General features: G+C 47.5%; 18 protein-coding genes and 3 pseudogenes. 8 read left to right on the forward strand and 13 right to left on the reverse strand.

Annotated features, from left to right (window positions below; all coding sequences use genetic code 11):
• Window positions 1-225: 225 nt before the first annotated feature.
• The 3 genes and pseudogenes from NDA02_RS26240 to NDA02_RS26250 form a co-directional block, all read right to left on the reverse strand.
• The gene (locus NDA02_RS26240; protein ID WP_190789617.1) at window positions 226-1,818 is read right to left on the reverse strand and encodes a calcium-binding protein; all 1,593 of its coding nucleotides are present in this window, start codon (window positions 1,816-1,818) and stop codon (window positions 226-228) included.
• A 335-nt stretch (window positions 1,819-2,153) separates the two neighbouring features.
• Window positions 2,154-2,982, reverse strand: a protein-coding gene (locus NDA02_RS26245; RefSeq protein ID WP_348256194.1) for an IS5 family transposase whose coding sequence is annotated in 2 segments (ribosomal slippage) — window positions 2,154-2,592 and window positions 2,591-2,982 — 831 coding nt in all. Because the reading frame shifts where the segments join, the coding sequence is not laid out codon by codon here.
• Between the two features lie 233 nt (window positions 2,983-3,215).
• A pseudogene (locus tag NDA02_RS26250) lies at window positions 3,216-3,335 on the reverse strand (DDE-type integrase/transposase/recombinase); the annotation flags it as partial.
• A gap of 372 nt (window positions 3,336-3,707) precedes the next feature.
• Here NDA02_RS26250 and NDA02_RS26255 point away from each other — a divergent pair.
• The 3 genes and pseudogenes from NDA02_RS26255 to NDA02_RS26265 all read left to right on the forward strand — a co-directional run bounded on the left by NDA02_RS26255 (window position 3,708) and on the right by NDA02_RS26265 (window position 6,754).
• Window positions 3,708-4,853: an IS4 family transposase gene (locus NDA02_RS26255; RefSeq protein WP_190791191.1), complete on the forward strand. Its 1,146-nt coding sequence runs from the start codon at window positions 3,708-3,710 to the stop codon at window positions 4,851-4,853.
• 431 nt (window positions 4,854-5,284) lie between these two features.
• Window positions 5,285-5,953, forward strand: coding sequence for an adenylate/guanylate cyclase domain-containing protein (locus NDA02_RS26260; protein WP_190791192.1), 669 nt, complete (start codon window positions 5,285-5,287; stop codon window positions 5,951-5,953).
• Between the two features lie 89 nt (window positions 5,954-6,042).
• Window positions 6,043-6,754 (forward strand): annotated as a pseudogene (locus tag NDA02_RS26265) (IS6 family transposase).
• Between the two features lie 421 nt (window positions 6,755-7,175).
• Here the strand turns inward: NDA02_RS26265 and NDA02_RS26270 are convergent.
• Window positions 7,176-9,140 (reverse strand): EAL domain-containing protein, encoded by a 1,965-nt coding sequence (locus NDA02_RS26270; protein ID WP_199296386.1) that lies wholly within the window; start codon window positions 9,138-9,140, stop codon window positions 7,176-7,178.
• 23 nt (window positions 9,141-9,163) lie between these two features.
• Entirely contained in the window at window positions 9,164-9,391 is a 228-nt protein-coding gene (locus tag NDA02_RS26275) for a hypothetical protein (RefSeq protein ID WP_199296385.1), read from the reverse strand.
• A 206-nt stretch (window positions 9,392-9,597) separates the two neighbouring features.
• Here NDA02_RS26275 and NDA02_RS26280 point away from each other — a divergent pair, with 206 nt between their 5' ends.
• Window positions 9,598-9,762 carry a hypothetical protein gene (locus tag NDA02_RS26280; RefSeq protein WP_190790492.1) on the forward strand — a complete coding sequence of 55 codons (165 nt, stop codon included), beginning with the start codon at window positions 9,598-9,600 and terminating at the stop codon, window positions 9,760-9,762.
• Window positions 9,763-10,105: 343 nt separating this feature from the next.
• Complete coding sequence (locus NDA02_RS26285; protein ID WP_348256195.1) at window positions 10,106-10,516, forward strand: transposase; 411 nt, start codon at window positions 10,106-10,108, stop codon at window positions 10,514-10,516.
• A 142-nt stretch (window positions 10,517-10,658) separates the two neighbouring features.
• Here NDA02_RS26285 and NDA02_RS26290 read toward each other — a convergent pair whose 3' ends face one another.
• From NDA02_RS26290 to NDA02_RS26310, 5 genes are all read right to left on the reverse strand, one after another.
• Entirely contained in the window at window positions 10,659-11,216 is a 558-nt protein-coding gene (locus tag NDA02_RS26290; protein WP_190790490.1) for a hypothetical protein, read from the reverse strand.
• Window positions 11,217-11,516: 300 nt separating this feature from the next.
• Entirely contained in the window at window positions 11,517-11,864 is a 348-nt protein-coding gene (locus tag NDA02_RS26295; protein WP_348256196.1) for a hypothetical protein, read from the reverse strand.
• Between the two features lie 81 nt (window positions 11,865-11,945).
• A complete protein-coding gene (locus tag NDA02_RS26300) occupies window positions 11,946-13,133 on the reverse strand; it encodes an alpha/beta fold hydrolase (RefSeq protein ID WP_348256197.1) in 1,188 nt (395 codons plus the stop codon).
• Window positions 13,106-14,608, reverse strand: a complete 1,503-nt coding sequence (locus tag NDA02_RS26305) for a HAMP domain-containing sensor histidine kinase (RefSeq protein ID WP_348256198.1) — start codon at window positions 14,606-14,608, stop codon at window positions 13,106-13,108. Before NDA02_RS26305 ends, NDA02_RS26300 begins: the two co-directional genes overlap by 28 nt.
• Before the next feature lie 13 nt (window positions 14,609-14,621).
• Entirely contained in the window at window positions 14,622-14,828 is a 207-nt protein-coding gene (locus tag NDA02_RS26310; RefSeq protein WP_190794722.1) for a hypothetical protein, read from the reverse strand.
• A gap of 819 nt (window positions 14,829-15,647) precedes the next feature.
• Here NDA02_RS26310 and NDA02_RS26315 point away from each other — a divergent pair.
• A complete protein-coding gene (locus NDA02_RS26315; protein WP_348256199.1) occupies window positions 15,648-16,118 on the forward strand; it encodes a hypothetical protein in 471 nt (156 codons plus the stop codon).
• A gap of 159 nt (window positions 16,119-16,277) precedes the next feature.
• Window positions 16,278-17,390 carry a transposase gene (locus tag NDA02_RS26320; protein ID WP_190790264.1) on the forward strand — a complete coding sequence of 371 codons (1,113 nt, stop codon included), beginning with the start codon at window positions 16,278-16,280 and terminating at the stop codon, window positions 17,388-17,390.
• On the opposite strand, the pseudogene NDA02_RS26325 reads toward NDA02_RS26320, so the two are convergent.
• The 3 genes and pseudogenes from NDA02_RS26325 to NDA02_RS26335 form a co-directional block, all read right to left on the reverse strand.
• A pseudogene (locus NDA02_RS26325) lies at window positions 17,387-18,477 on the reverse strand (IS630 family transposase). The gene NDA02_RS26320 and the pseudogene NDA02_RS26325 sit on opposite strands and share 4 nt — an antisense overlap.
• 263 nt (window positions 18,478-18,740) lie before the next feature.
• Window positions 18,741-19,241, reverse strand: coding sequence for a hypothetical protein (locus tag NDA02_RS26330; RefSeq protein ID WP_190794717.1), 501 nt, complete (start codon window positions 19,239-19,241; stop codon window positions 18,741-18,743).
• A 113-nt stretch (window positions 19,242-19,354) separates the two neighbouring features.
• Window positions 19,355-19,588, reverse strand: a complete 234-nt coding sequence (locus NDA02_RS26335) for a hypothetical protein (RefSeq protein WP_190794718.1) — start codon at window positions 19,586-19,588, stop codon at window positions 19,355-19,357.
• On the opposite strand from NDA02_RS26335, the gene NDA02_RS26340 reads away from it, so the two are divergent.
• A complete protein-coding gene (locus tag NDA02_RS26340) occupies window positions 19,587-19,880 on the forward strand; it encodes a transposase (protein ID WP_348256200.1) in 294 nt (97 codons plus the stop codon). The genes NDA02_RS26335 and NDA02_RS26340 overlap by 2 nt on opposite strands.
• Window positions 19,881-19,977: the final 97 nt, after the last annotated feature.

A 19,977-nucleotide genomic window follows, 5' to 3' on the forward strand; every position in this document is an offset into this window, starting at 1 on the left:
TCCTCCAATTCTCATCCAGCTAAAAAGGCTTGTGTCACTTTAGCTTGAGTCGATGAAAGTTGAAGCAGATAGAGGCTTCCAGACAAATTCACCCAGAGAGCAAAACCCGCAACTAGTTGGCAGATAGTTTTGAGTGGCTAGATTCAGCGTTCGAGCATCGGGTTTGTTCATACCCTCTATGCTAACAATTTCTCTCCTAATCCTGCCCTCTCTTTCCTTGCCGGGTTAATATATCCGGCTAAAATCAGCAGCCGTAATTTGATTGACACGTACTCCAGATATAATTGCTAGTTGATCATTTCCAGCACTCACCAAGATGCTGCCGCCGCGTTGAATGATTTTTAGGTCTTTGAAGCTCAGTCCTGATGTCAATCCAAGTTTGTCCTGGCGATCGCTAAAATCTTTAATTACATCCCGACCCACACCATTTTCTAAGGCAAAAATATCTCGCCCTCGATCGCCCTTCAGCACGTCATTGTTAGTCCCGCCCCAAAGCTGGTCATTTCCTGCACCACCAAATAGCTGATCATTACCATTCCCGCCTTGGAGGATGTCATTATCTCCCGCTCCTGTAAGCTTGTCGTTGCCGTCTAAGCCAAGCAGCGTATCTTTAGCAGCAGTTCCCATGAGCTTGTCGTTGCCAGGAGTTCCTTTGCCACCACCCGTCCCTTGATCTGGAGGAGTGACTGGGACTGGAGGAGTGACTGAACCTGGAAGATCGATGTTTTTGGGACCTCCAGTCAACTCATAAGTAGTCGGTTTGGAATCAGGATCTTTGGGCTGATAAGTGCCGTTGACCAAAACTGCATCATCCAGCAAGATGTATTTGCCGCGAGCACCTTCGCCCTGAACCCAAAGCTTGTGCTCTGTCGTTAGTCCCGTCGTTTTAACTTTTGTGGAATATACTCCACCGTTGAACTCCCTTGTCGTTTCTTGAACTGGAGTCATCGTGATCACTCCGTTCATATCAACGATATATCGACCAACGGTAGTCACCTTAAAATTAACTCCAACCTGACCGGCGGTAGTTGCATCAAATTCATAAGTACCATTGGGGTTGAACGTGTATGTAGTGGTGCCATTGCTTGTAATTGTCCATTGCCCATGCAGCAGAGCCGGATTATTGACGTTGCCAGGTATCTGCCGAGCTGGCAGGCGGTCTTGATAGGCATAAATGTGATAGTGGCTGATCGTGGGTCTCCAATCCAGGTTTGCAATCTGGGTTTGGGCAGCACTACCTGTGCCATCAGGGTCAAAGAATAGATTGCCGGTGGTGTTGTCGTAGATGAAGCGATCGTTCGCATCGATCGCCGCTGTTCCTTGATGAAACTGATCAGCCGTAATGCTGGTGTTAGGTGTGAGCCCGGCGTTGTTGTAACCAGCCGAATTTATATCAACGACAATGTAATCTCGCGCAATCTCAAAATCGTCAATCTTGTCGATGCCATCAGCGAACAAGTTATTGAAGATAAAGAAATCGCTACCGAATCCACCAATTAGCCGATCTTCGCCAGTGCTGCCAATTAAGATATCTCTGCCGGGACCACCACTAAGTTCATCATTACCCAAGCCACCATCAATCAGATCATTACCTCCGCTCCCACGACCAGCACCGACAACGTCGCCGAAAAGAAGGTCGTCAGCGGCTTCGCCAAGAATTACGTCATTACCATCACCACCGTAAACCCAGTCATACCCTGTGCCAGCGAAGATTTGATCATCGCCCTCATGACCTGATATGACATCACCATCAAAAATGTATTGTTCTTGATCAAGCCCGCGCAGAATATCATTGCCGCTTGTTCCTTCGATCGTCATTGCTAAGACTCCATTTAGTTATAAAGAATTGCCGAGAGCAACCTGGCTGACCACACAATAGGAACAAAAAGGGGAAAAGTAGAGGAGTTGAACAAATTTGGTGACCTACTCTACAAAGAAGAGTAGAAAATAAATCAGAGCGATCGTGTTTGAACTAGTTCAGAATTATTACTTTGGCAGTGAAATAGGAGTCAGAACGGAAGGAGAGGGATAAGGAGGTTTTCTATGGATAAACCCGATGCCCGGCACCTAACGATCGAGACCCAGAATTACCTGCTCTAGCTGGTTGTGTCGCAAAAGCTGTTTAAGGACAAACAATAGACTTCCTGCATGAATCAGGAGGGATGTGCCAGTTCGTAGTTGAGCAGTCCCGCAATCAAATTTAAGCGCAAGCCGAATCTCCTTCTGCGGTTGCGGTAGTGCCCTGAAAAGATGCGAAAAATCTTGAAGCGGCGAATGACATGCTCCACTCGAACTCGCAGTCTCGCCAGTGCCCGATTATGCTGCTTCTCATCTTCGGCTAATGGTTGCTTGCGCGATTTCTTGGTTGGGGTACAAGCCCCAGCATGACGCTTGGCAAATCCCTGATACCCTCGGTCGGCTAAACACAACTGCGATGGGACAAAGGGTAAACGGCTACGCTTGAGCAACTTGAAGTCGTGCGTCTGGCCTTGGGCGGTTGCAGTGGCAATCACCTGCCCCGTGTCAAAGTCCACCAGCAGTTGTGCCTTTAGCGTATAGCATTTTTGCTTTCCACTGTAGTACCGTTTCTGTTTTTTTTGGACGTTCGATTTCGACTTCGCCCACGTCGACCAACAGCACTTTCCATTCCCATCCCGGTTGGTATAACTGTCGCTGGCTGGGTAAGCGGAACTTACCGCACTTAACGAGGATGTCTTCGACTTTCCTGATGATTCGCCCCACCGTTGTTTCGTGCAGTCCCCAACTTGTACCGATGTGAAACTGGCTGCGATATTCCCGCCAATATTCCAGTGCCACCAACAGTTGGTCTTCCACACTCAGTTTGTTTTGTCCGCCTCGCTTTCCCTGGCGTTCCAGGTGGGGACGCAACTCCTCGACCATCTCACCGAAGGTCTCACGGCTCACGCCGCACAATCGCTTAAATTCTCCAGCACTCAGGCGTTGCAGTTCTGGATAGGGCATGGCAATTCCTCCTTGTGCCTAGTTCTGCCATGCTCGCACCGCTTTTGCAAGCCTTTATGTCCTTAACTGGCATACTCCCGCCTATTCATGCAGGAGGTCTAATCTATATCGTTTGCATTCCCTTAAGCAGTAATTCCAAAGAGTGCTTCAATAAATCTGACTTGAGATACACTATCTCCTTGGTCTATTCCTTTTACTTGTCCTTTACGAATCATGTTCATTGTTTCGATTCAATTCAACGTTCTTCTCGCGCTGTTAAACGTCTTGAACCCCAGCATCGGTTTCACAATTCGTTTAATGTTCCGATGGTCTTGCTCAACCACATGATTCAAATATTTGCTCTGCCTTAGTTCGGTCTCTTGGTCGACCCTTGCACCCTTGCGGTAACTGCGAAGCAGATCGTCTCATCCGCTTTGAGGGCGTTTATTGCCATCGGGTAAGCAGTATTCTTGTCCACGTTAATTATCCGTGGAGCCTGAATGGGTCGTGTCGCAAAAACTGATCAGTGGTAAGGTAAACAAGCTCAACTCTGCCGATCGCTCTCCAATGTCTACTGCTCCTCTGTTTAAGTGGCGGCATTTCTTGTCTGAGGTCATCCTGCTCAATGTTCGCTGGTATTGCTCAGAGGGTGACAACGAGGCTAGAAGGTAAGCCTGGCGGCAGACAGAGGCAACCCAAAGCCGAAAAAATAGGGTGAATCCGACGAATCACACTCAATTGTAAAAATGTTGCCTTCATTTTATCAGGCTTGTTTACAAGCGCAACTGAGTTCAATTCAATTCATCACCGTGAAGATGCTGGTTGCCCTCCTACAGCGGGAACGCAATGTCAGTATGGAACGATTAGCGACCTTGTTTGCCCAACCCATTCAATTTGAAAGTCGCCGTCGCAATCTCCAGCGATTTCTACAACTGCCGCAGTTGAATCTCAAAGCCTTGTGGTTTCCCATTCTCACATATTGGCTGAAGCAGCATTTCCATCGAGGGCAAGACGTGTACTTGGTGATTGACCGCACCCAATGGAAACACCATAATCTGCTGATGGTCAGCGTGGTTTACCACAAGCGAGCCATTCCTGTGTTCTGGCATTGCCTTGACCATTGTGGTTTAAGTTCACTTTCAGAGCAACAACGGGTGTTGCGTCCGGTGTTTGCCTTAATGAAAAGCTATCAGTGTACGGTGCTGGGAGACCGGGAGTTTCACAGCGTTGCCCTTGCCGATTGGCTGCGCCAACAAGGGGTCAAGTTTGTGCTGCGCTTGCCCAAAAGCACGACGGTTAAATCCCATTGCGATGCCGAAATTGAACGCCTCGACGAATTGCTCCAGTTTCCGGGCATTGCCTGCTTCGAGGTGCAGGTGCAGGTGACGCAACAACAAGGCTTTGGTCGCTTCAATCTCGTCACGCGCTGGAAAAGAGTTTACCGACACTCAAAAGCCAATCAAGTGTGGTACTTGTTGACCAATCTCAACGATCTCGATGCTGCCTTGAGCAGCTACGCCAAACGGTTTTCGATTGAGCCGATGTTCAAAGATTTCAAAACGGGCGGCTACAATCTGGAAAATTGTCGCGCCACTGGGCAACGATTTCTCGCTTTAGTGCTGCTGGTGTCGATTGCCTACACGCTCACAACCGAGCAAGGCAAGCGCATCCGTCGCAAGCAAATCCAGCACTACATTGGACGAGTGAAAGAACCCAACCGAGCGCAAAAACGACACAGTAATTTTTGGATTGGGTTGTATGGGCAGTTATGGATTGCATCAATGGATTTGTGGTTTACTTGGGCAGAAGAACTGATGCACCTCAAGCCGCAAAAACGCCGCTTTTTCCGACAAGGATTGAGAGCGATGAGCTTGATCCACTCTGTTCTCTAGCTCCTCTGTCACCCCGTGAGGTGAAACGGTTAAGTTAGGTCAACGTTGGAAGGGGGAGTATGGCTGCAAATGGTATTTGGACCACTACTGCTCTGCTAACTCCTTGCACAAGATCAAGACTGCAATGGGAATTGCCTTCTGGTCGCATATTCCGGCTGCAACTCTTCCCCGGCAAGCAATTGAGCCAAATTTGATCTATAACTAGCGATCGTTCTTCAACACAGAAAACTGGGTGTTCTGGGGTACTCCGTTTGTTCCACCCAAGCAGGGGTAGGGAGAGGAAAGGATGGAGGCAGTCGTTCTCACCCTAATCCCAAGCATTAAGCCAAGTTCAGAAACCAGAGTTTCTTCTTCAACGAGCAGATCAAGGTAGCCCTTGGGCACTCTCTTGTCTAGGTGATCTAGATAGACAATTTTCTTTCTCTGAACTAATGCTTAACATCCCCTCGAACAATCATAAGACTGATGTATTGTTGAACTCCCGCGCGAATTTGCAGCGCCTACTGCGTCAAATTATTGAATACCCTAACCGCAGCGCAGAGACCACTGAAATCATTGAGAATATCTTTAGCGACAATAAAGTCATTCTGGTGCTCGATATGAGCGGCTTCTCTCGCACAACTCAACAATTCGGGATTATTTCTTTCCTATTGATGATTCATCAAATGCGCTCGATTTGTGAACCTTGCATTGAGCAGAACAGAGGAATCTTAGTCAAGGCTGAGGCTGATAACCTATTCTGCTTATTCGATAAAGTGATTGACGCAGTGACCGCAAGCCAGGAGATGAACGATTGCCTCAACGCTGCAAACGCTGTGTTACCAGCAGAACAGCATCTATACGCATCCTTTGGAATAGGGTATGGAAAGATACTCAATATTGCCAATGAAGATATATTTGGGAATGAAGTGAACCTGGCAAGTAAGTTAGGGGAAGATATCGCAGGTCGGGAGGAAATATTACTGAGTTCATCTGCAAGAGCTGAGCTTGGAGAATCAGGTATTGGCACACGCGAAGAAAATGTAAGTATTTCTGGGATATTGCTTACCTATTACAGGGTGGAGGGATATACATTACCTATCCCTACCCGGCAGGGGTAGCAAGAACTAGGAGGCGATCGATTTGGTTGTGTCGCGAAAACCAGTGGAGGATAAGGTAGACAAGCCCAATCTTCCTTTCTCTTCCTCCGATGTCCACACCTTCTCTATTTCAATGGCGACATTTCTTGCCCGACGTCATCTTGCTTAGTGTGCGATGGTACTGTCGATACGCCTTATCCTATTGGGACTTAGAAGAGAGGATGGCAGAACGGGGAGTAGAAGTGGATCATTCGACGATCCATTGGTGGGGGTTGAGCGATGCCCTGGGACTGGACAAACGAGGTCGACCGCACTTGAGCGGAACGAACGATTCCTGGCGGGTGGATGAGACGTACATCCAAGCGAAAGGAGTGTGGAAATATTTTTACCAAGCCGTAGATTTAATGGGCAACACGCTCGACTTCATACTGAGTGCGCTCGCGAGATGACAAGGCAGCCGCAAGATTTTTCCGCAAAGTTCTAAAAGCGACTCATCCTCAAGCGCTGCGAGTAATTACGGTGGACAAGAACGTTGCCTACCCAGGAGCAGTCGAAGCCTTGAAAGGCGATGAAACGCTCACAGCAGAGACGGAATTACGGCAGAGCAAGTACCTGAATAACATCATCGAGCAGGATCACCGCAACATCAAGCGATTGACTCAACCAAGGATGGGATTCGGCTCATTCAACACGGCAAGACGAACCCTAAGCGGAGTTGAAGCAATGAGTCTGACTCGCAAAGGACAAGCCAAGGGAATTAGCAAAGGGGACAGTGTGTCTCAAATAAAATTGATTGAAGTACTCTTTGGAAGTAACGCTTAACGGAACGTGAACGAGATACTTCGTTTGTTACTAAAAAGTATTTGCGACACAACCGCCCGTGGATTTGCTCATTTCGTATGGCAACGAATCCCAGAGAACCTTGATCCTTGGCTTGAGTAAGCTGTCGAGAACACTTTAACCCAGTTCCAGAAGTTTACGCGTAGTTTACAGGAGGATTATGAGGTAGTCAAAGCAGGAATCACATTAGAAACAAGCAATAGAAAAGTTAAAGAACAAATTAACCGAGATGTTGGAATGTCAGATGTATGGACGGGAGTAACGACTATGGATGCAATGACTCTCTTTAACACAACGGGTAAATCACGGTGTGCTGGGTGGAGGTGACAGTCAATTGGATATCCCTAGTTGCCCGATCTAACTTCCAGCTTTCGACTCTAAGCTGCGTAGGGTTTCATTCTGTTTACCACGTAGTGACTTCTTCGAAGCTTATCTGCACTGCGCAATTTTTACCTTGAGCTTTCGCTTGATATAGCCCTTGATCGGCGGCAGAGATTAAGGTAGCAGGAGATAACTGGCTATGAGGAATGAGCGTGGTCATCCCAAAGCTGAGGGTTATCCATTCACGAACCTGAGAATTGGGATGGGGCAGTTTCAATGCATTGATGTTCGTTTGAATTGCGTCAATGATAGCGATCGCTCCATCAACATCAGTATTGGGTAAAATGACTGCAAACTCTTCTCCACCGTAGCGAGCCACTAAATCAGCAGGACGCTTAGCCGCTTGCATAATGGCACTGGCAACTTGCCGCAACACATCGTCACCTGCTAAATGTCCATGCGTATCGTTATAGAGTTTGAAGCAATCAACATCACACAAGATTAGCGATAATGGTGCTTGCTCTCGTGCTAGCCGTTGCCAATCTGCGTTAAGTCTATCGTCAAAGCAGCGGCGATTTGCGACTTGGGTTAATCCATCGACCGAAGCAAGACGTTGAAGTTCTTGATTGGCGGTTTGTAATTGATGATACAATTCTGATTGCTGAATGGCGATCGCTGCCTGACCTGCAAGCTGGTTGAACAAATTAATTTCCGATTGTCGCCATTGTCGTGTGTTATAGCATTGGTGAGCAATCAACAGTCCCCACAGCCGCTCTTTTTGCAAAATCGGCACAATTAAATCTGCCCGGATTTGCAAACTCCTGAGCAATTCAATATGACATGGTGATAGCCCTGCTGTTTCAATGTTTTCGATCGCTCGGCTATTGCCCTGTTGGTAATAAGCAGCCTGGGTAGATTGAAAGCAAGTATCCATCACATGAAAGCCCAAAATGGATGGACATCCTTCTGCTAAAGATTCTACAGCGACTAACCCGCTCCAATCTGGCTCAAACTGATAGATGACGACTCGGTCTACCTCAAACCATTGTCGAACTTCATCTGCGGTAGTTTGTAGAATCTCGTTCAACTCCAACGACTGTCGAATACGTTGTGTGACAGCCGCCACAATGCGTTCAGACTCACTCTGGTGTCTAACTTGCTGCTCAACTAGCTGACAAGATGTTGTTGCCATTATGGTGCTGGTATTCAAGCGAGGAGTAGCCTTGACTGGCACAGCACTCGGCTTGGCAATGAGATAGCCTTGAGCGAAGGTTGCACCTCTTGCTTGCAGCCAGTTCAGTTCTTCAACGCACTCAATGCCCTCCGCAACTGTCTGAATGTTCAGCTTCTGAGCGATTTCCAGAAGTTTTTCGGTAATAGAAGCTTTGTAAAGGTCTTGATGGACATTTCGAATTAGCTCCATATCCAACTTAATGAAATCGGGGCGCACCTGATGCAGCAAGTTTAAGCTGGAATATCCAGAGCCCAGATCATCCAGTGCCACAGAAAAGCCAGCATCCCGGTAATAGCTCAGAACCGTTCTGAGGTGCTCTAAGTCTTGCGGGTTGTCTGACTCCACTACTTCAAACACAATCCGTTCATGGGTAATTCCAGCTCGGTCGATCGCCTCTACAGTGCTACGCAAGCAAGACACAGGATCATAGAGAGCTGTTGGGGCAAAGTTGATGAAAATGCGTCCTGTTAATTGATGATGGTTTGCTTGAGCGATCGTGCTGAGGCGAGCAACGCGATCCAATTGGGGCAGTAACCCAGCTTCCGTTGCGAGATCCAAAATTGGTCCTGGCATCACCAAGTTGCCCTGCTCATCAATTCCGCGCAGCAGCGATTCATACCCATAAATCCGAGACGTGTCTTGAATGAAGACAATTGGTTGAAAATGGCTTGTGAAGCGTTCAGTTGCCAGCATGTCAACCAGCCAGTCGGACTGACCGAATTTGATGAAGCGTTGCAGGGAGGCAATGTCACTAAAATCTTGCAGTTGGGGCTGAACTGTCCCTCGAATAAACAAAACTTGTGTTTCTCTCAATTCCCTGGGTGCTATGATACGGGCTACGCTACGCGCAATTTCTTGAGCCTGTCCTGGTTGACTGGTTGACAGGTCAAGCTCAAACCTGGTCGCTCTTGCATCAGTTCAAACTCGATCGCTGCCTGCTTTAAGTAAGGAACAACTTTTGTCAAGGTATGGGGAACTGGAAACCAGAGAAAAAGCTGACCTGCTTCTCCGGCGTGGCATCGCACAAGATTACGACAGGCACAAGTTTTAGAGAAAGATGCCATAAGTAAGCCCAGGATTAATCCATATTTCCTTCAGTGTTCCCATCCAACTGTTTAAAGGAAATGAACGAAGCATCATCTGCATGAAGACTTGATGAATGTAGCAACTTGGCTCCTAAGAAACAAGACCCTCCTGGTTGGCTTGACCTGAATCTAAGTAGCTCAACCAAATAAAACGTAAGATAGAGTGGATGTGGTTACCTTAAATTATGCCTGCTGCCCTACAAATTTGCCTCAGCGCAGAAGAGGATCGCCCTTTGCGCGAACTCAGCTACGCCGACGGAGTTCCAGAACGAGTCAAACAACGGGCGAGTGCCCTGCGACTTAATGCAGCAGGCTGGAGGACGAATCAAATTGCTCAGCATCTCGATTAGGCACCGCAAACTGTAAGAGAAACAATCCGTCGCTGGCAAGTTGGTGGGTTAGGGGGATTATGGGAAGCATCCGGTCGAGGTAGACATCGACGATGGAGTGAGGCGGATTGGCAAGCCATCGCGCAATGGGTCAAGGAACCCCGGCGTTATAGTGCTGCTCAACTGAGCTAGAAACTCGCGAGTGAGCGGCAAGTTGAATTGGGCAAAGAACAAGTTCGGCGACTTCTCAAAAAAAATTACACCTGGAAAAGGATTCGGCAGAGTCCTCCGACTGAGACGACGACCCCTCAGTATCAAGCCAAGCGGAGTGATTGGGAGATGCTGAAGCAATGGGCCCAGTTAGGTGTGGTCTGTCTCAAGTACCTCGACGAGTCCGGCTGTTGCCAGAGCGAGATCGTGTGACTACGCTTACAGCCTACGGGGGCAACAAAAGCAGGTGAAGCAACGCAAACGTAGCGGCAGACGGATTAACATCCTGGGCATTTGGTATCCCAAAGAGCAGTTTGACGATGCGCTGATGCTAGGAAGCCTGAAGAGTGCAACCTTCCTCAAGCTGCTGGATTGGCAAGCGGCCAAAGCCCAACAGCATTACCAACAAACCGGACAACTCACCGTAATTGTGCTCGACAATGCTTCCGTTCATCGCAGCAAACTGGCTCAACAACAGCAACCACATTGGCAACAACAAGGCTTGCTGCTCTTTTTCTTGCCTCCTTACAGTCCTCAGATGAATCGTATCGAGGATGAGTGGTGACAACTGAAACGCACGGAATTAGCCAGTCGAGTATTTGACGATGAGGTCGATTTAGCTGATGCGATTATGGAGGGCATTGAGAACAGGGGGAGGAACAGCGGCTACCCGGTAGAACGTTTTAAGTTTTATTAGGTTGCCCTACTTATCTCGTTAAATACTGGAGATAGAAGCCGAACCCGATGTGCCAAATTATATAATTTCCGAAACGCACGAGGACAGCACCTAACAAGCCATAGAATCGGAAACAGACTGCTGAAGCGAAGTTGAAGGCATAAGCATGAATTGCGTAAGCAGCGAAGGAGAACCCCCCAATCTCGCCGCCTGCCAACTGCATCAACGGAATGCCCTGAATAATCGGCTCAACAGCGGAAGTAAGCACAGCCAAGATCCAAAAGATTTTGTTTTGCGCACGACCCTTCAGGAAAACAGAAGATCCAAGCCAAAGAATGATCGGAATGGGTATTATGCGGAACACAGACTCTAATTTGATCGCTCCTCCTGTATAGACGAACAGGGACCCTGGGAAGCCAACATTAAAATCACTCCCCACCTTGGCTGCCAGAATACTTGTAGCTCCTGTTATTTGATCGATCAAAATAGCGCAGGTGCCGAAGGCTACGCCTACAAACATAGGAAGCAACAGTCGCTGTTTAACCGAAATGCGGCTGTCCCATGCTGCGGGAAAACCACTCTGCTGCATGCACCAGATCGCGGCTAAACCCACCAATGTGAACACGAGGTGTGTAATCCACGTATCCGGCTCTATGGGACGACCCCCCGAAGGAATTGTGGCGTGGAGCACATCCGTGACAGCCCATAGGAGCATGAGAGAGAGCCATACAAATGACGAGTTAAGGTAGCGCTGAGCGAATGTGTTCGGTTTGGTTGTAAGCCTCAGTGCCGCATATCTACCTTCAGATCTCACTGGTTTGTGATGCGATTGTTTCCGTTCCATATATACTCCTTGCAACAAAGTTTAGGTTTGGTTGGATAACATCAACTACCCCGGAACCGCAGGTACATCTCGGAGCAAGTCGGGTTCATTGTGTATAAAGGTAATTTGCAATGTCCCTACTAGCTCCTTTTGTCCTTGGGCTGTGTCAGTAGGCATCAGCTGCTCCAGGCTTTCCTGGCTAAGCTGTAGCCCGGTTGCTTGCAAAGATGTAGCAAGTTTATCTAAGTTGGCGATCGACACTTCAAAGTTGATGCAGATTAATATGTTCGAGTAAAGGTGAAAGTCGGTGATCCAGGCTCCTGCTTGGTTAATTGCCTCACTCACACAATCAATCATTTGAATTCGATTTACTCTGGTAAACCCAGAAAGGCGTAAAAATTGTCGCGAAACCATAATTAACCCCATTAGAATCAGTTCCAGAATATAAAGGTGCTTCTCAACGGCATAATGACAAGCATTCTTAAAGTATGTTTGTTACCAACTTCTCTTGAGATTTTGCTCAATCCAATTAGCAATTAGTTTGAGAACAGTTGGTGAAAACGTTTCCTCTATTTCTTCGTATTCGCTTGGTGAGCCTGTTCGAGCAGTTTGGAACAAATGGTTAAGTCCAGCAAGCTCCAACGTTTTGAAATTCTGATTCCCTGACTGCCTTAAGGTTTGTTCAATGGCTGTCAAATTAAGTTGTGAGGTGATCTGAACATCCTTAGCTCCATTCAGAGCAAGCACTGGACATTTTACCTTGGCTAAAGTCGGAGCAGGGTCGTAGCTCACAAAAAATCGCATCCACGGAGATGTCAGGCGATGCATTCTATTCCGTATCTCTTCCTCTGATACCGTAGGGTCAATTGTCTTCGCGGTTACAACCAGGCGATTCGTGAGAGCATCCCTAGACTCGTTGCTAGTTCTGATCATCGGCAGAATTGTTTCCATGAGCCGACGCTGTGTTTCTATTGTTTGAGAGGCGGCTCCATTTGCTTTTGCAGCGGCGATTTGCTGTTCTAGCAAGATGCGATCGCCGGGAACCCCAGTGCCAGCCAGTAGAATAATGAACGCAACGTCATTCTCTGGTTTTGCCGCCACCATTGGGGCGATGATCCCTCCTTCGCTGTGACCAATGAGCCCAATTCCTTTAGATGCGACTTCAGCACGAGTTTTCAGAAAGGCGATCCCTGCTTCAACATCTGTTGCAAAATCCACTGTTGTTGCATTCTCAACATCGCCTGTCGATTTGCCAACACTCCGATCGTCAACCCGTAAACTAGCAATACCTCGGCGAGCTAGATAATCAGCAATTACCGCAAACGGACGGTGATTGAAAATGGTCTCATCCCGATCTTGCAACCCGGATCCTGTGATCAACAAGACCGTCGGAAACGGCGGTTGCCCTGCTGGAATCACAAACGTCCCACCTAAACGAACACCTTGAGCTTTTGAGTTTTTGTAACTAACTTCAACACTTTGGTAAGGAAAAGGGGGTTGAGGGTCTTGAGGACGAGTTTTAGCAAATGCGGCCATACCAATCGTAAAAAGCATCGTGAGCGTGAAGGTAGTTATCCAAGTCCACTTCATAACATGACGAGTTCTTGCTGTGTGAGTAGGCATCGCTTTTTGAAAAAATAATTGAACGACGAGAATCAGGTTTGAATCGGCAAGGTAAACCAAAACGTTGCACCTTGATCTGGACTACTAATCACTCCAATTTCGCCGCCATGTGCTGCGATAATTTGCCGACACATATAGAGCCCTAATCCCAGGCTGAGCGATCGTCGTTGATCACGTCCGCGGCTGTAGAGATCAAACAAGTGCTTGCTTTGCTGCAGCGTCATACCAACTCCGTTATCTGTCACAATGCAATGCAGCCAGTGTAGTGGTGAGTGCTGTAGCCTGCTTGCGCTCTGCCTATTTCCCCATTTTCCTAATTTTTCACTGTCAACAACCTCTGCCGCAAACGTTAACTGCAAGCTGGGGCGGTTATACTTCAATGCATTAGAAATTAGATTTTCATACACCCGTCGAAGTTGCAGTGAATCGGCATTGATAGGCGGTAGATTGGGTGAAATGGTTTGATAGACAGATGTTTTTAGCTGTTGAAAGAAGGGTTGAAAATCATTGACGGTAGTATTCACTAACTCGGCAAGTTGGATAGGCTGACGATGCAGAGCAAGACCCTGTACTTCTGTCGCATGGGCTTCTAGAAGCGAGTTAATCAATTCAACCTGGCGATCGCCACTTGCAACTAGTTGCACTAACAGCTCCTGGGGAATAGCAGATGATTCACCCGATGGTTTCACAAAACTCTTTAGCGTCATCGTCATTCCCAGGATAGGATTGCGTAAATCATGAGAAACCGCATGAATGAACACTCGTAACTGTTGTCGTAACTCTAGTTCCCGCTTGCACGATCGCTCATACAAAAACACTCCTGTATTAGCAACCGCACAAATAAAAATGGTGTACACTCCGAACAACAGATAGACAGCCGGAACAACCACATTGGGATCACGCCAACCAAAGGAAAATGCTGTGACGAAGTAGCCGATTGCTACAACTTGTGACAGAAGATGCAACTGCCAATAAACAGGAACTAGAATGGCTTGAATTGCAAAGTAAATTAACCAAATTTCGCTATCAAAGCTAACCTCTCCCCGAAATGCTGCGACCACTTGCATCGGCAGAAGCACCAGCGCATTAAACAGTAGAAAGACTCGTTCAGGGCTTTGTCGAATCCATCGTGATCGTGTGATCAATACACCAACAAAGACACTCAGGATTTGGCTGATGGTATTAGCCAGGTAGGCTCTTAGGCGATCGGCACTAAATGCAACCTTTGGATCTCCAGATGCATTTAGGCTGGGAATGGTGACAGTGAGATGTAACATCGTCACTAGGATGAGAATGATCAAGACAACCCAGGCAAGTAGCTGCAGCCGCCCCGGTAAAAATTGCTGTCGCCATGCCAAAAACTCAGATGAGGTAGAAATAGGTTTGACTGTAGAAATCCATCGTTTGAGTGTACGCATAACCAAGTCTTTCATCTCTATCTTTCTATCTCTATATCTAAGGAGTAAAGCGAGAATAGGCACGAGATCTTTAACTGAAGCTATAACCTGACCTGTTTCATCGCGTAGGAATGCCACAGTCTTTTTGGAATTAGCTAATCTCGTAGGCTCGACAGCAATTTTTGAGCCACCTAAGCTTGATCAAATAGGGCGATCGCAATATCTCCAGAACACCCACCGGCTTGTAACCCGAAGTACCCAACGAATGAACTGAGAGAGAAGACTCAAAGGCAGTTTCAGACAAGATGCACTTGGTCAGTTGAGTCAGCTTCGGTGTAAGAGCTGTGAGCGTCTTCATAGGTTCACCTCCAATGTGAATCTAGAATTAGCTTCACGGATTGAAGGGAACTGATGCCTCCTACGATCGCAGGGATTCCTTTATCGATCGATTCACCCGATCGGATGAGCCGATCAACTGAGACAAATCAGAGGAGGTCATGTTAGGAGTAAAATTCTAAACTTCACTCATGAACGTAACTTGAACAAAGTGTTCGCATCCACTGATAACATTGCAATGAGAACTCAAATGACAACCCAGAAACAACTTTGTGACACTACTTCCATGGCAATTACCAAAGCGTTCTTTGCTCAAGCCCGTAACATGGCTCAAACAATGCCCGAAAAGATTGCTACTGATGGGCCCGCTGTACACTAAAGCGATCGCAGGAACCTTAGGTGCAGACATTGAGCATGCAGTGAGAAGCTATTTAGAAAATCCGATTGAACAGAGTTGTCAAAAAATTAAACAGCGTTACTATACAACTCTAGGTTTAGACTGTTTGGAAGTAAGGGATGATTTTGCCAAGCATTTGATGAAGTGCAGAAATTTGCAACTGAGAACAAGAATGGCAGGGTTTGTGTCCCTATTTCTGGCAATTTCGAGGTAACGTTCTATCATCAAAACTCGATGAACCACCGTATTCCCATTGTAGGCATTTTATGAACGTTCTTAAATCAGCTGAAAGAATTGACCGACTGGATGATGTTTTAAGGCAGGCGATCATTGATACTGAAGCAATCGAAATACAGATTGAAGCGAGAACAAAAGTCTTTCTAGCTTGATGTTTTTGTGTGTCTTAGTTTAAACAATTTGTACTAATTAGGGAGCAAAGGGACTATGAAGGAACGCACTTTAAACGATTACTCAATTCGATCGCTGAGCAGTTTGACCAACAATGGTTCAGCATTGCAACTCGGAGGTAAAACTCGATTTCGCGAGAATCTGGGTACATTTAGGGGCCGAGCTAGCCTCACTGATGAAGTAACTAAAGATGAGGCAAATACTTATGTATTTCGTCTTCGCCAACGAACAAACTTGAGTGTCAACTTAGAGAATAGGGAGAATTTAGAATTTTTCGACCTATTTGGTACCAAGAAGCGCGTTCAGGCAAGGCTGTTTGATGCAGACGGTGACGTATTGGATTCTACTAGTCGAATCAGACCTGAAGACGATGATGAGTTTAGAATTCGCCTGAATCCTGGAACTTACTCAATCCGGATTACAGGGCGCAGCGAGAACGAGGTTGAGTATCAGTTGAACCTAAGAACATCGAACAATGATTCTAATTTTGATTTTGACGATGATTAATCATTGTTGCTAAAAAGCTGAGAAACTGGGAAAAGTAGAAGTTTCAGCTAGAAATGTTTGTTAGTATGCTCACATCTTGCAGCAGTACAAATGAATGGCTTTGCCAAGGAGCCAATCCATGCGAGAAAAGGGCGTGATGCAATAAGGTTTTCAAGAACAGTGGAATCTATTCTTGTACACGCCCAAGCGATAGTTTACACCCTGCTCGGTCTGATACCGACGGCTTACCAACGCGATAGCCTGCAAGCCTTACTAGGACTATTTCTGGAAGCGCAGGGACATCTTTTGCCCGAACACAGTGCCATTAAATCTGCGGCGGCTTTGAGCCGGTTTTTGAATTACTACGATTGGTCTACGCGAGGTGTGATTCGTTCTGTGCGTCAGCAAATTGTCCAGGAACTGCTTAGAACTCGTCACCGAGGACGAAGACCCTGGCTGAGGGTCATTGTTGACCTGACCACGCTGGAGAAATGCGGCAAATTCAAAGCTTTCGCCGATTTGATCTTGGTCCTGCAAGGGAAGCGAGGGTTACATCTAGTAGTGCTGTACTTGGTCGTGGGCAGTTTTCGAGTGCTCTGGGGATTTCGGGTTTGGCGAGGCAAAGGCGCGCCTAGTGCCGCTCAACTTGCGGTGCGTCTGATTGATACGCTTCCTTCCACCTTAGTCCAAGCCTATCGAGTCGTCGTCCTCGCAGACACCGCCTTTGGGAGTGTGGAATTCCTTAAAGCCATGCGAAAGCGACGTTATCCGGTGATTGCCGGAGTGCGCTGTGACCGCAAACTCTCGGATGGTCGCTCTGTGTGCAACTTGGTCACAAAAGGACAACAGGTGCGCTTAGAGGGCTTGGACTTTCCCGTAACGATTTCCTGGCTTTACCTCAAACGCGAGGGTCAGTGGGAGAAACGCTTCGTCTTATCGACTCGTCCGCTCAAAGCCAGCACCATCCTCTGGTGGGGACGCAAGCGATGGAGCATTGAAGGCTTCTTTAAGACTGCCAAACACCGCTTCGGGTTACATCGATTTGGTCAGCAAACGCTCAAGGGCGTTTATCGCTGGTTTGTCCTTTGTCTGGTCACTTTTGTGCTCGCGCACTGGGTCTATTTGTCCGCCGGCTCATCCACTCTGCCTGATTGGGGAGCATCAGCCACTTTAGCCATGAAACTCCTCCTGCCTGAAGTCGTGATCTGTCTACTTCTTGTCTACCTGGAGCAGGCTCGCCCACTTTTCCAATCCCTTGGATTAGATCTGCAGTTGGTGGAAGTCAAAACTTAGAGCATTTGTTCTGATGCAAGATGTGAGTAGGCGGATTTAAGTGTAAGACGCTCTAGGATCCATCCCGCATGTTGAGAACGATGCTCCAAGCCTTCCATGATGGCATTGGCTAAATCATACTCATTGTCAAAAATTCTGCCCGCGATCTCATGCGTCTTGAGTTGATGCCACTGTGCTTCAATCGGATTCATCTCTGAACTATATGGGGGTAAGAAAAAAAGGGATAAGCCCTGCGACTGCCATTGTTGCCAGTGTTCACGCGCGAAGTGACTTGTATGAGCCGGACTGTTATCTTGAACAATGACGGTGATTCTTCCAGTTTGCTTTAGCAGTTGTTCGCTCTTGTCGGCAATCTGATTCATAAATTTGACATAGCGTTCCTTGTTAAAACTGCCCTGGACCAATCCATACTCGAACGAACGGTTCGGTTGCCATACCCCTAAAATACTGATGCGATCCCCATAGGACTTGATCTAGTCGAGACATTTCTGTTGGTTGATCCGGCTATCGCTGTAACTGACTGGACTTTCCAGACAACAGCCCGATTCATCCAGGTATTTCAATTCTAGATGTCCGTCCGCACAAGCTTGCTCTAGCAGAGCTAGGTCGGCTTGCTTGATTGCTCTCAACTCTAGGTTCTGCCGTCCTCGTTGCGAGTGCCGGGTTCGCTTCCACACAAAGCCCTTTTTTTAAGGATTCTACGAATCCGGTCGGCACTAAGTTCAACTTGTCGTTCTTCGGCAAGTTTGTGAGCCAGTTGTTTGCTGTTATACGTTTGAGGTTCCTGCTGGAGGCATTGTTCCAGATAGACTAAGTCCGCTTCCTGCCATTCTGGTTTCACCCCACGCCCAGGCGCATCCCACAGTCCGCCTAAACCTGCTTGTTGCCAACGACGAATCGTTTGTCGCACTGTATTTTCCTAGCACTCAAAAATTTCAGCAATGGCAGGAACATTCCAGCCGTGCGCGTTGAGTCGAAGCATATGGGCACGGTCACGAATGCGTTGACACACCGTTGTCGCCACGCGCAGTTCGCTCAACGTTCGGTCTTCTTCAGCCGTCAGAACGATATGGACAGGAGCAGGCATACTCAGCAAAACGAGGGAATTTGGTCTTCTTCTTATCCTACGTTTATTTGCACCTACCTACTTAGAACACAAGGCAGTCAGACTATTAGGACTAATAATTTCTAACCTTGCAGGTGAAGCCCAAGAACGATACATTCAACTTTGCCTGAACGTTTAGTGGAACTACCTGCGTAAGGTTACTTCATGCCCGTAGTTACTAGCCTTCCTCTGCTCAACCAGCAAAAACACCTCAGTACCTTGAGCTCCAATCTGAAACCGTCGTCTTAAAGTCTCTGTCCTTTGTAAATTGCTGGAATGGCGATCGTCATCAACATCACTAGATTGGCAGCCCAGAACAGGACAACAACCGCAAAGCCGATCAACGTTAAACCGGATAACGCTAATCCAGTGAATCCATCCCCTAATTGCCATAACCGAAAAGCCGTGTAGCAGAAGCCAATGGGCACTACGACACTCCCAACGAGCCACTGGCTGAACACCCGCTCAGAAATTAGCTGCACCGCAACAACTAGGAGGTAACTGCTCCAGAAGCTCACTGAATCGGGCTGTCCCCAAGCCTGAGCAAGGAGGACGATCGGCAATAGAACGCCAGCCACTAACGCTAACTTGACCCACCCTTTCAGAAATGACCATTGCGGTTCACTGAATCCAATGTCTGCTGAGAAGGGCAGGCGTTGTGCTTGCACACCCCAGCCATAACCTGTTGCAAGACTGGTGATGACCAGGATGAAAAGCATGATCGTGAGTCCATCATTCGCTGTCATAACTGTTTCTTGTGTGAACTTTCAGCGTCATCTTTCGGTCTGCTTTAAAACTAACTTCATTCTCATGCTTTGCGAATCGCGACGGTGTAGGACAATCGCTGCCTCGCCTCTCGTTATGTTTTGGCAATCCGGAAGTCCAGATCGCAGTAAAGATGCTCCAATTGGGGTGTGGCTTGGAGAATTTTTTCGACCTTTTTCGCGGTCGATAGGTCAAAGTTCTTCAGCTTTGCCAACTTCGGAGCGGCAAGGGCCTTTTGGAACCAGGCATCTGCCACATTGAAGTGGACCCGAAAAACTGGACAGGTGGCTAAGCTCTGAACGATTGACTCATGATAGAGGTAGTTCATGGCAAACAAACGCAAACAATACAACGCTCAATTCAAAGCTAAAGTCGCCCTTGCCGCAATTCGGGGTGAGAAAACAGTAGCAGAATTGGCAAGCCAGTATGAGGTCCATCCGACGATGATCAACAACTGGAAGCGGCAACTGCTAGAGGGAGCGAGCAATGTCTTCGAGTCAAGCAGTTCCGCCGTCTCTGCTCAAAGCGACCAACAGGCACAAATTGATGAACTCTATCGGCAAATCGGGCAACTGAAGGTAGAACGGGATTTTTTAGCCAATAGACTTGTCGGGAAATAAGCAAGAATAGAAGGCAGAAATGGGATAAGCAAATGCTGGATATTGAACGGGTGCTGACACAAGACCGCTTGCTGCGCGCTTTAACTGGCTTGAATCG

Source organism: Leptolyngbya sp. ST-U4, assembly GCF_039962215.1.
Taxonomy (GTDB): domain Bacteria; phylum Cyanobacteriota; class Cyanobacteriia; order Elainellales; family Elainellaceae; genus Leptolyngbya_A.

Bases quoted from the DNA above. Each gene is read 5' to 3' on its own strand.
- NDA02_RS26310 (WP_190794722.1), bottom strand. From the start codon at position 14,828: ATGAAGACGCTCACAGCTCTTACACCGAAGCTGACTCAACTGACCAAG.
- NDA02_RS26330 (WP_190794717.1), bottom strand. From the start codon at position 19,241: ATGACAGCGAATGATGGACTCACGATCATGCTTTTCATCCTGGTCATC.
- NDA02_RS26340 (WP_348256200.1), top strand. From the start codon at position 19,587: ATGGCAAACAAACGCAAACAATACAACGCTCAATTCAAAGCTAAAGTC.
- NDA02_RS26255 (WP_190791191.1), top strand. From the start codon at position 3,708: ATGTTGCCTTCATTTTATCAGGCTTGTTTACAAGCGCAACTGAGTTCA.
- NDA02_RS26335 (WP_190794718.1), bottom strand. From the start codon at position 19,588: ATGAACTACCTCTATCATGAGTCAATCGTTCAGAGCTTAGCCACCTGT.
- NDA02_RS26290 (WP_190790490.1), bottom strand. From the start codon at position 11,216: ATGCAGCAGAGTGGTTTTCCCGCAGCATGGGACAGCCGCATTTCGGTT.
- NDA02_RS26315 (WP_348256199.1), top strand. From the start codon at position 15,648: ATGAAGGAACGCACTTTAAACGATTACTCAATTCGATCGCTGAGCAGT.
- NDA02_RS26275 (WP_199296385.1), bottom strand. From the start codon at position 9,391: ATGGCATCTTTCTCTAAAACTTGTGCCTGTCGTAATCTTGTGCGATGC.
- NDA02_RS26260 (WP_190791192.1), top strand. From the start codon at position 5,285: ATGCTTAACATCCCCTCGAACAATCATAAGACTGATGTATTGTTGAAC.
- NDA02_RS26280 (WP_190790492.1), top strand. From the start codon at position 9,598: ATGCCTGCTGCCCTACAAATTTGCCTCAGCGCAGAAGAGGATCGCCCT.
- NDA02_RS26240 (WP_190789617.1), bottom strand. From the start codon at position 1,818: ATGACGATCGAAGGAACAAGCGGCAATGATATTCTGCGCGGGCTTGAT.
- NDA02_RS26295 (WP_348256196.1), bottom strand. From the start codon at position 11,864: ATGGTTTCGCGACAATTTTTACGCCTTTCTGGGTTTACCAGAGTAAAT.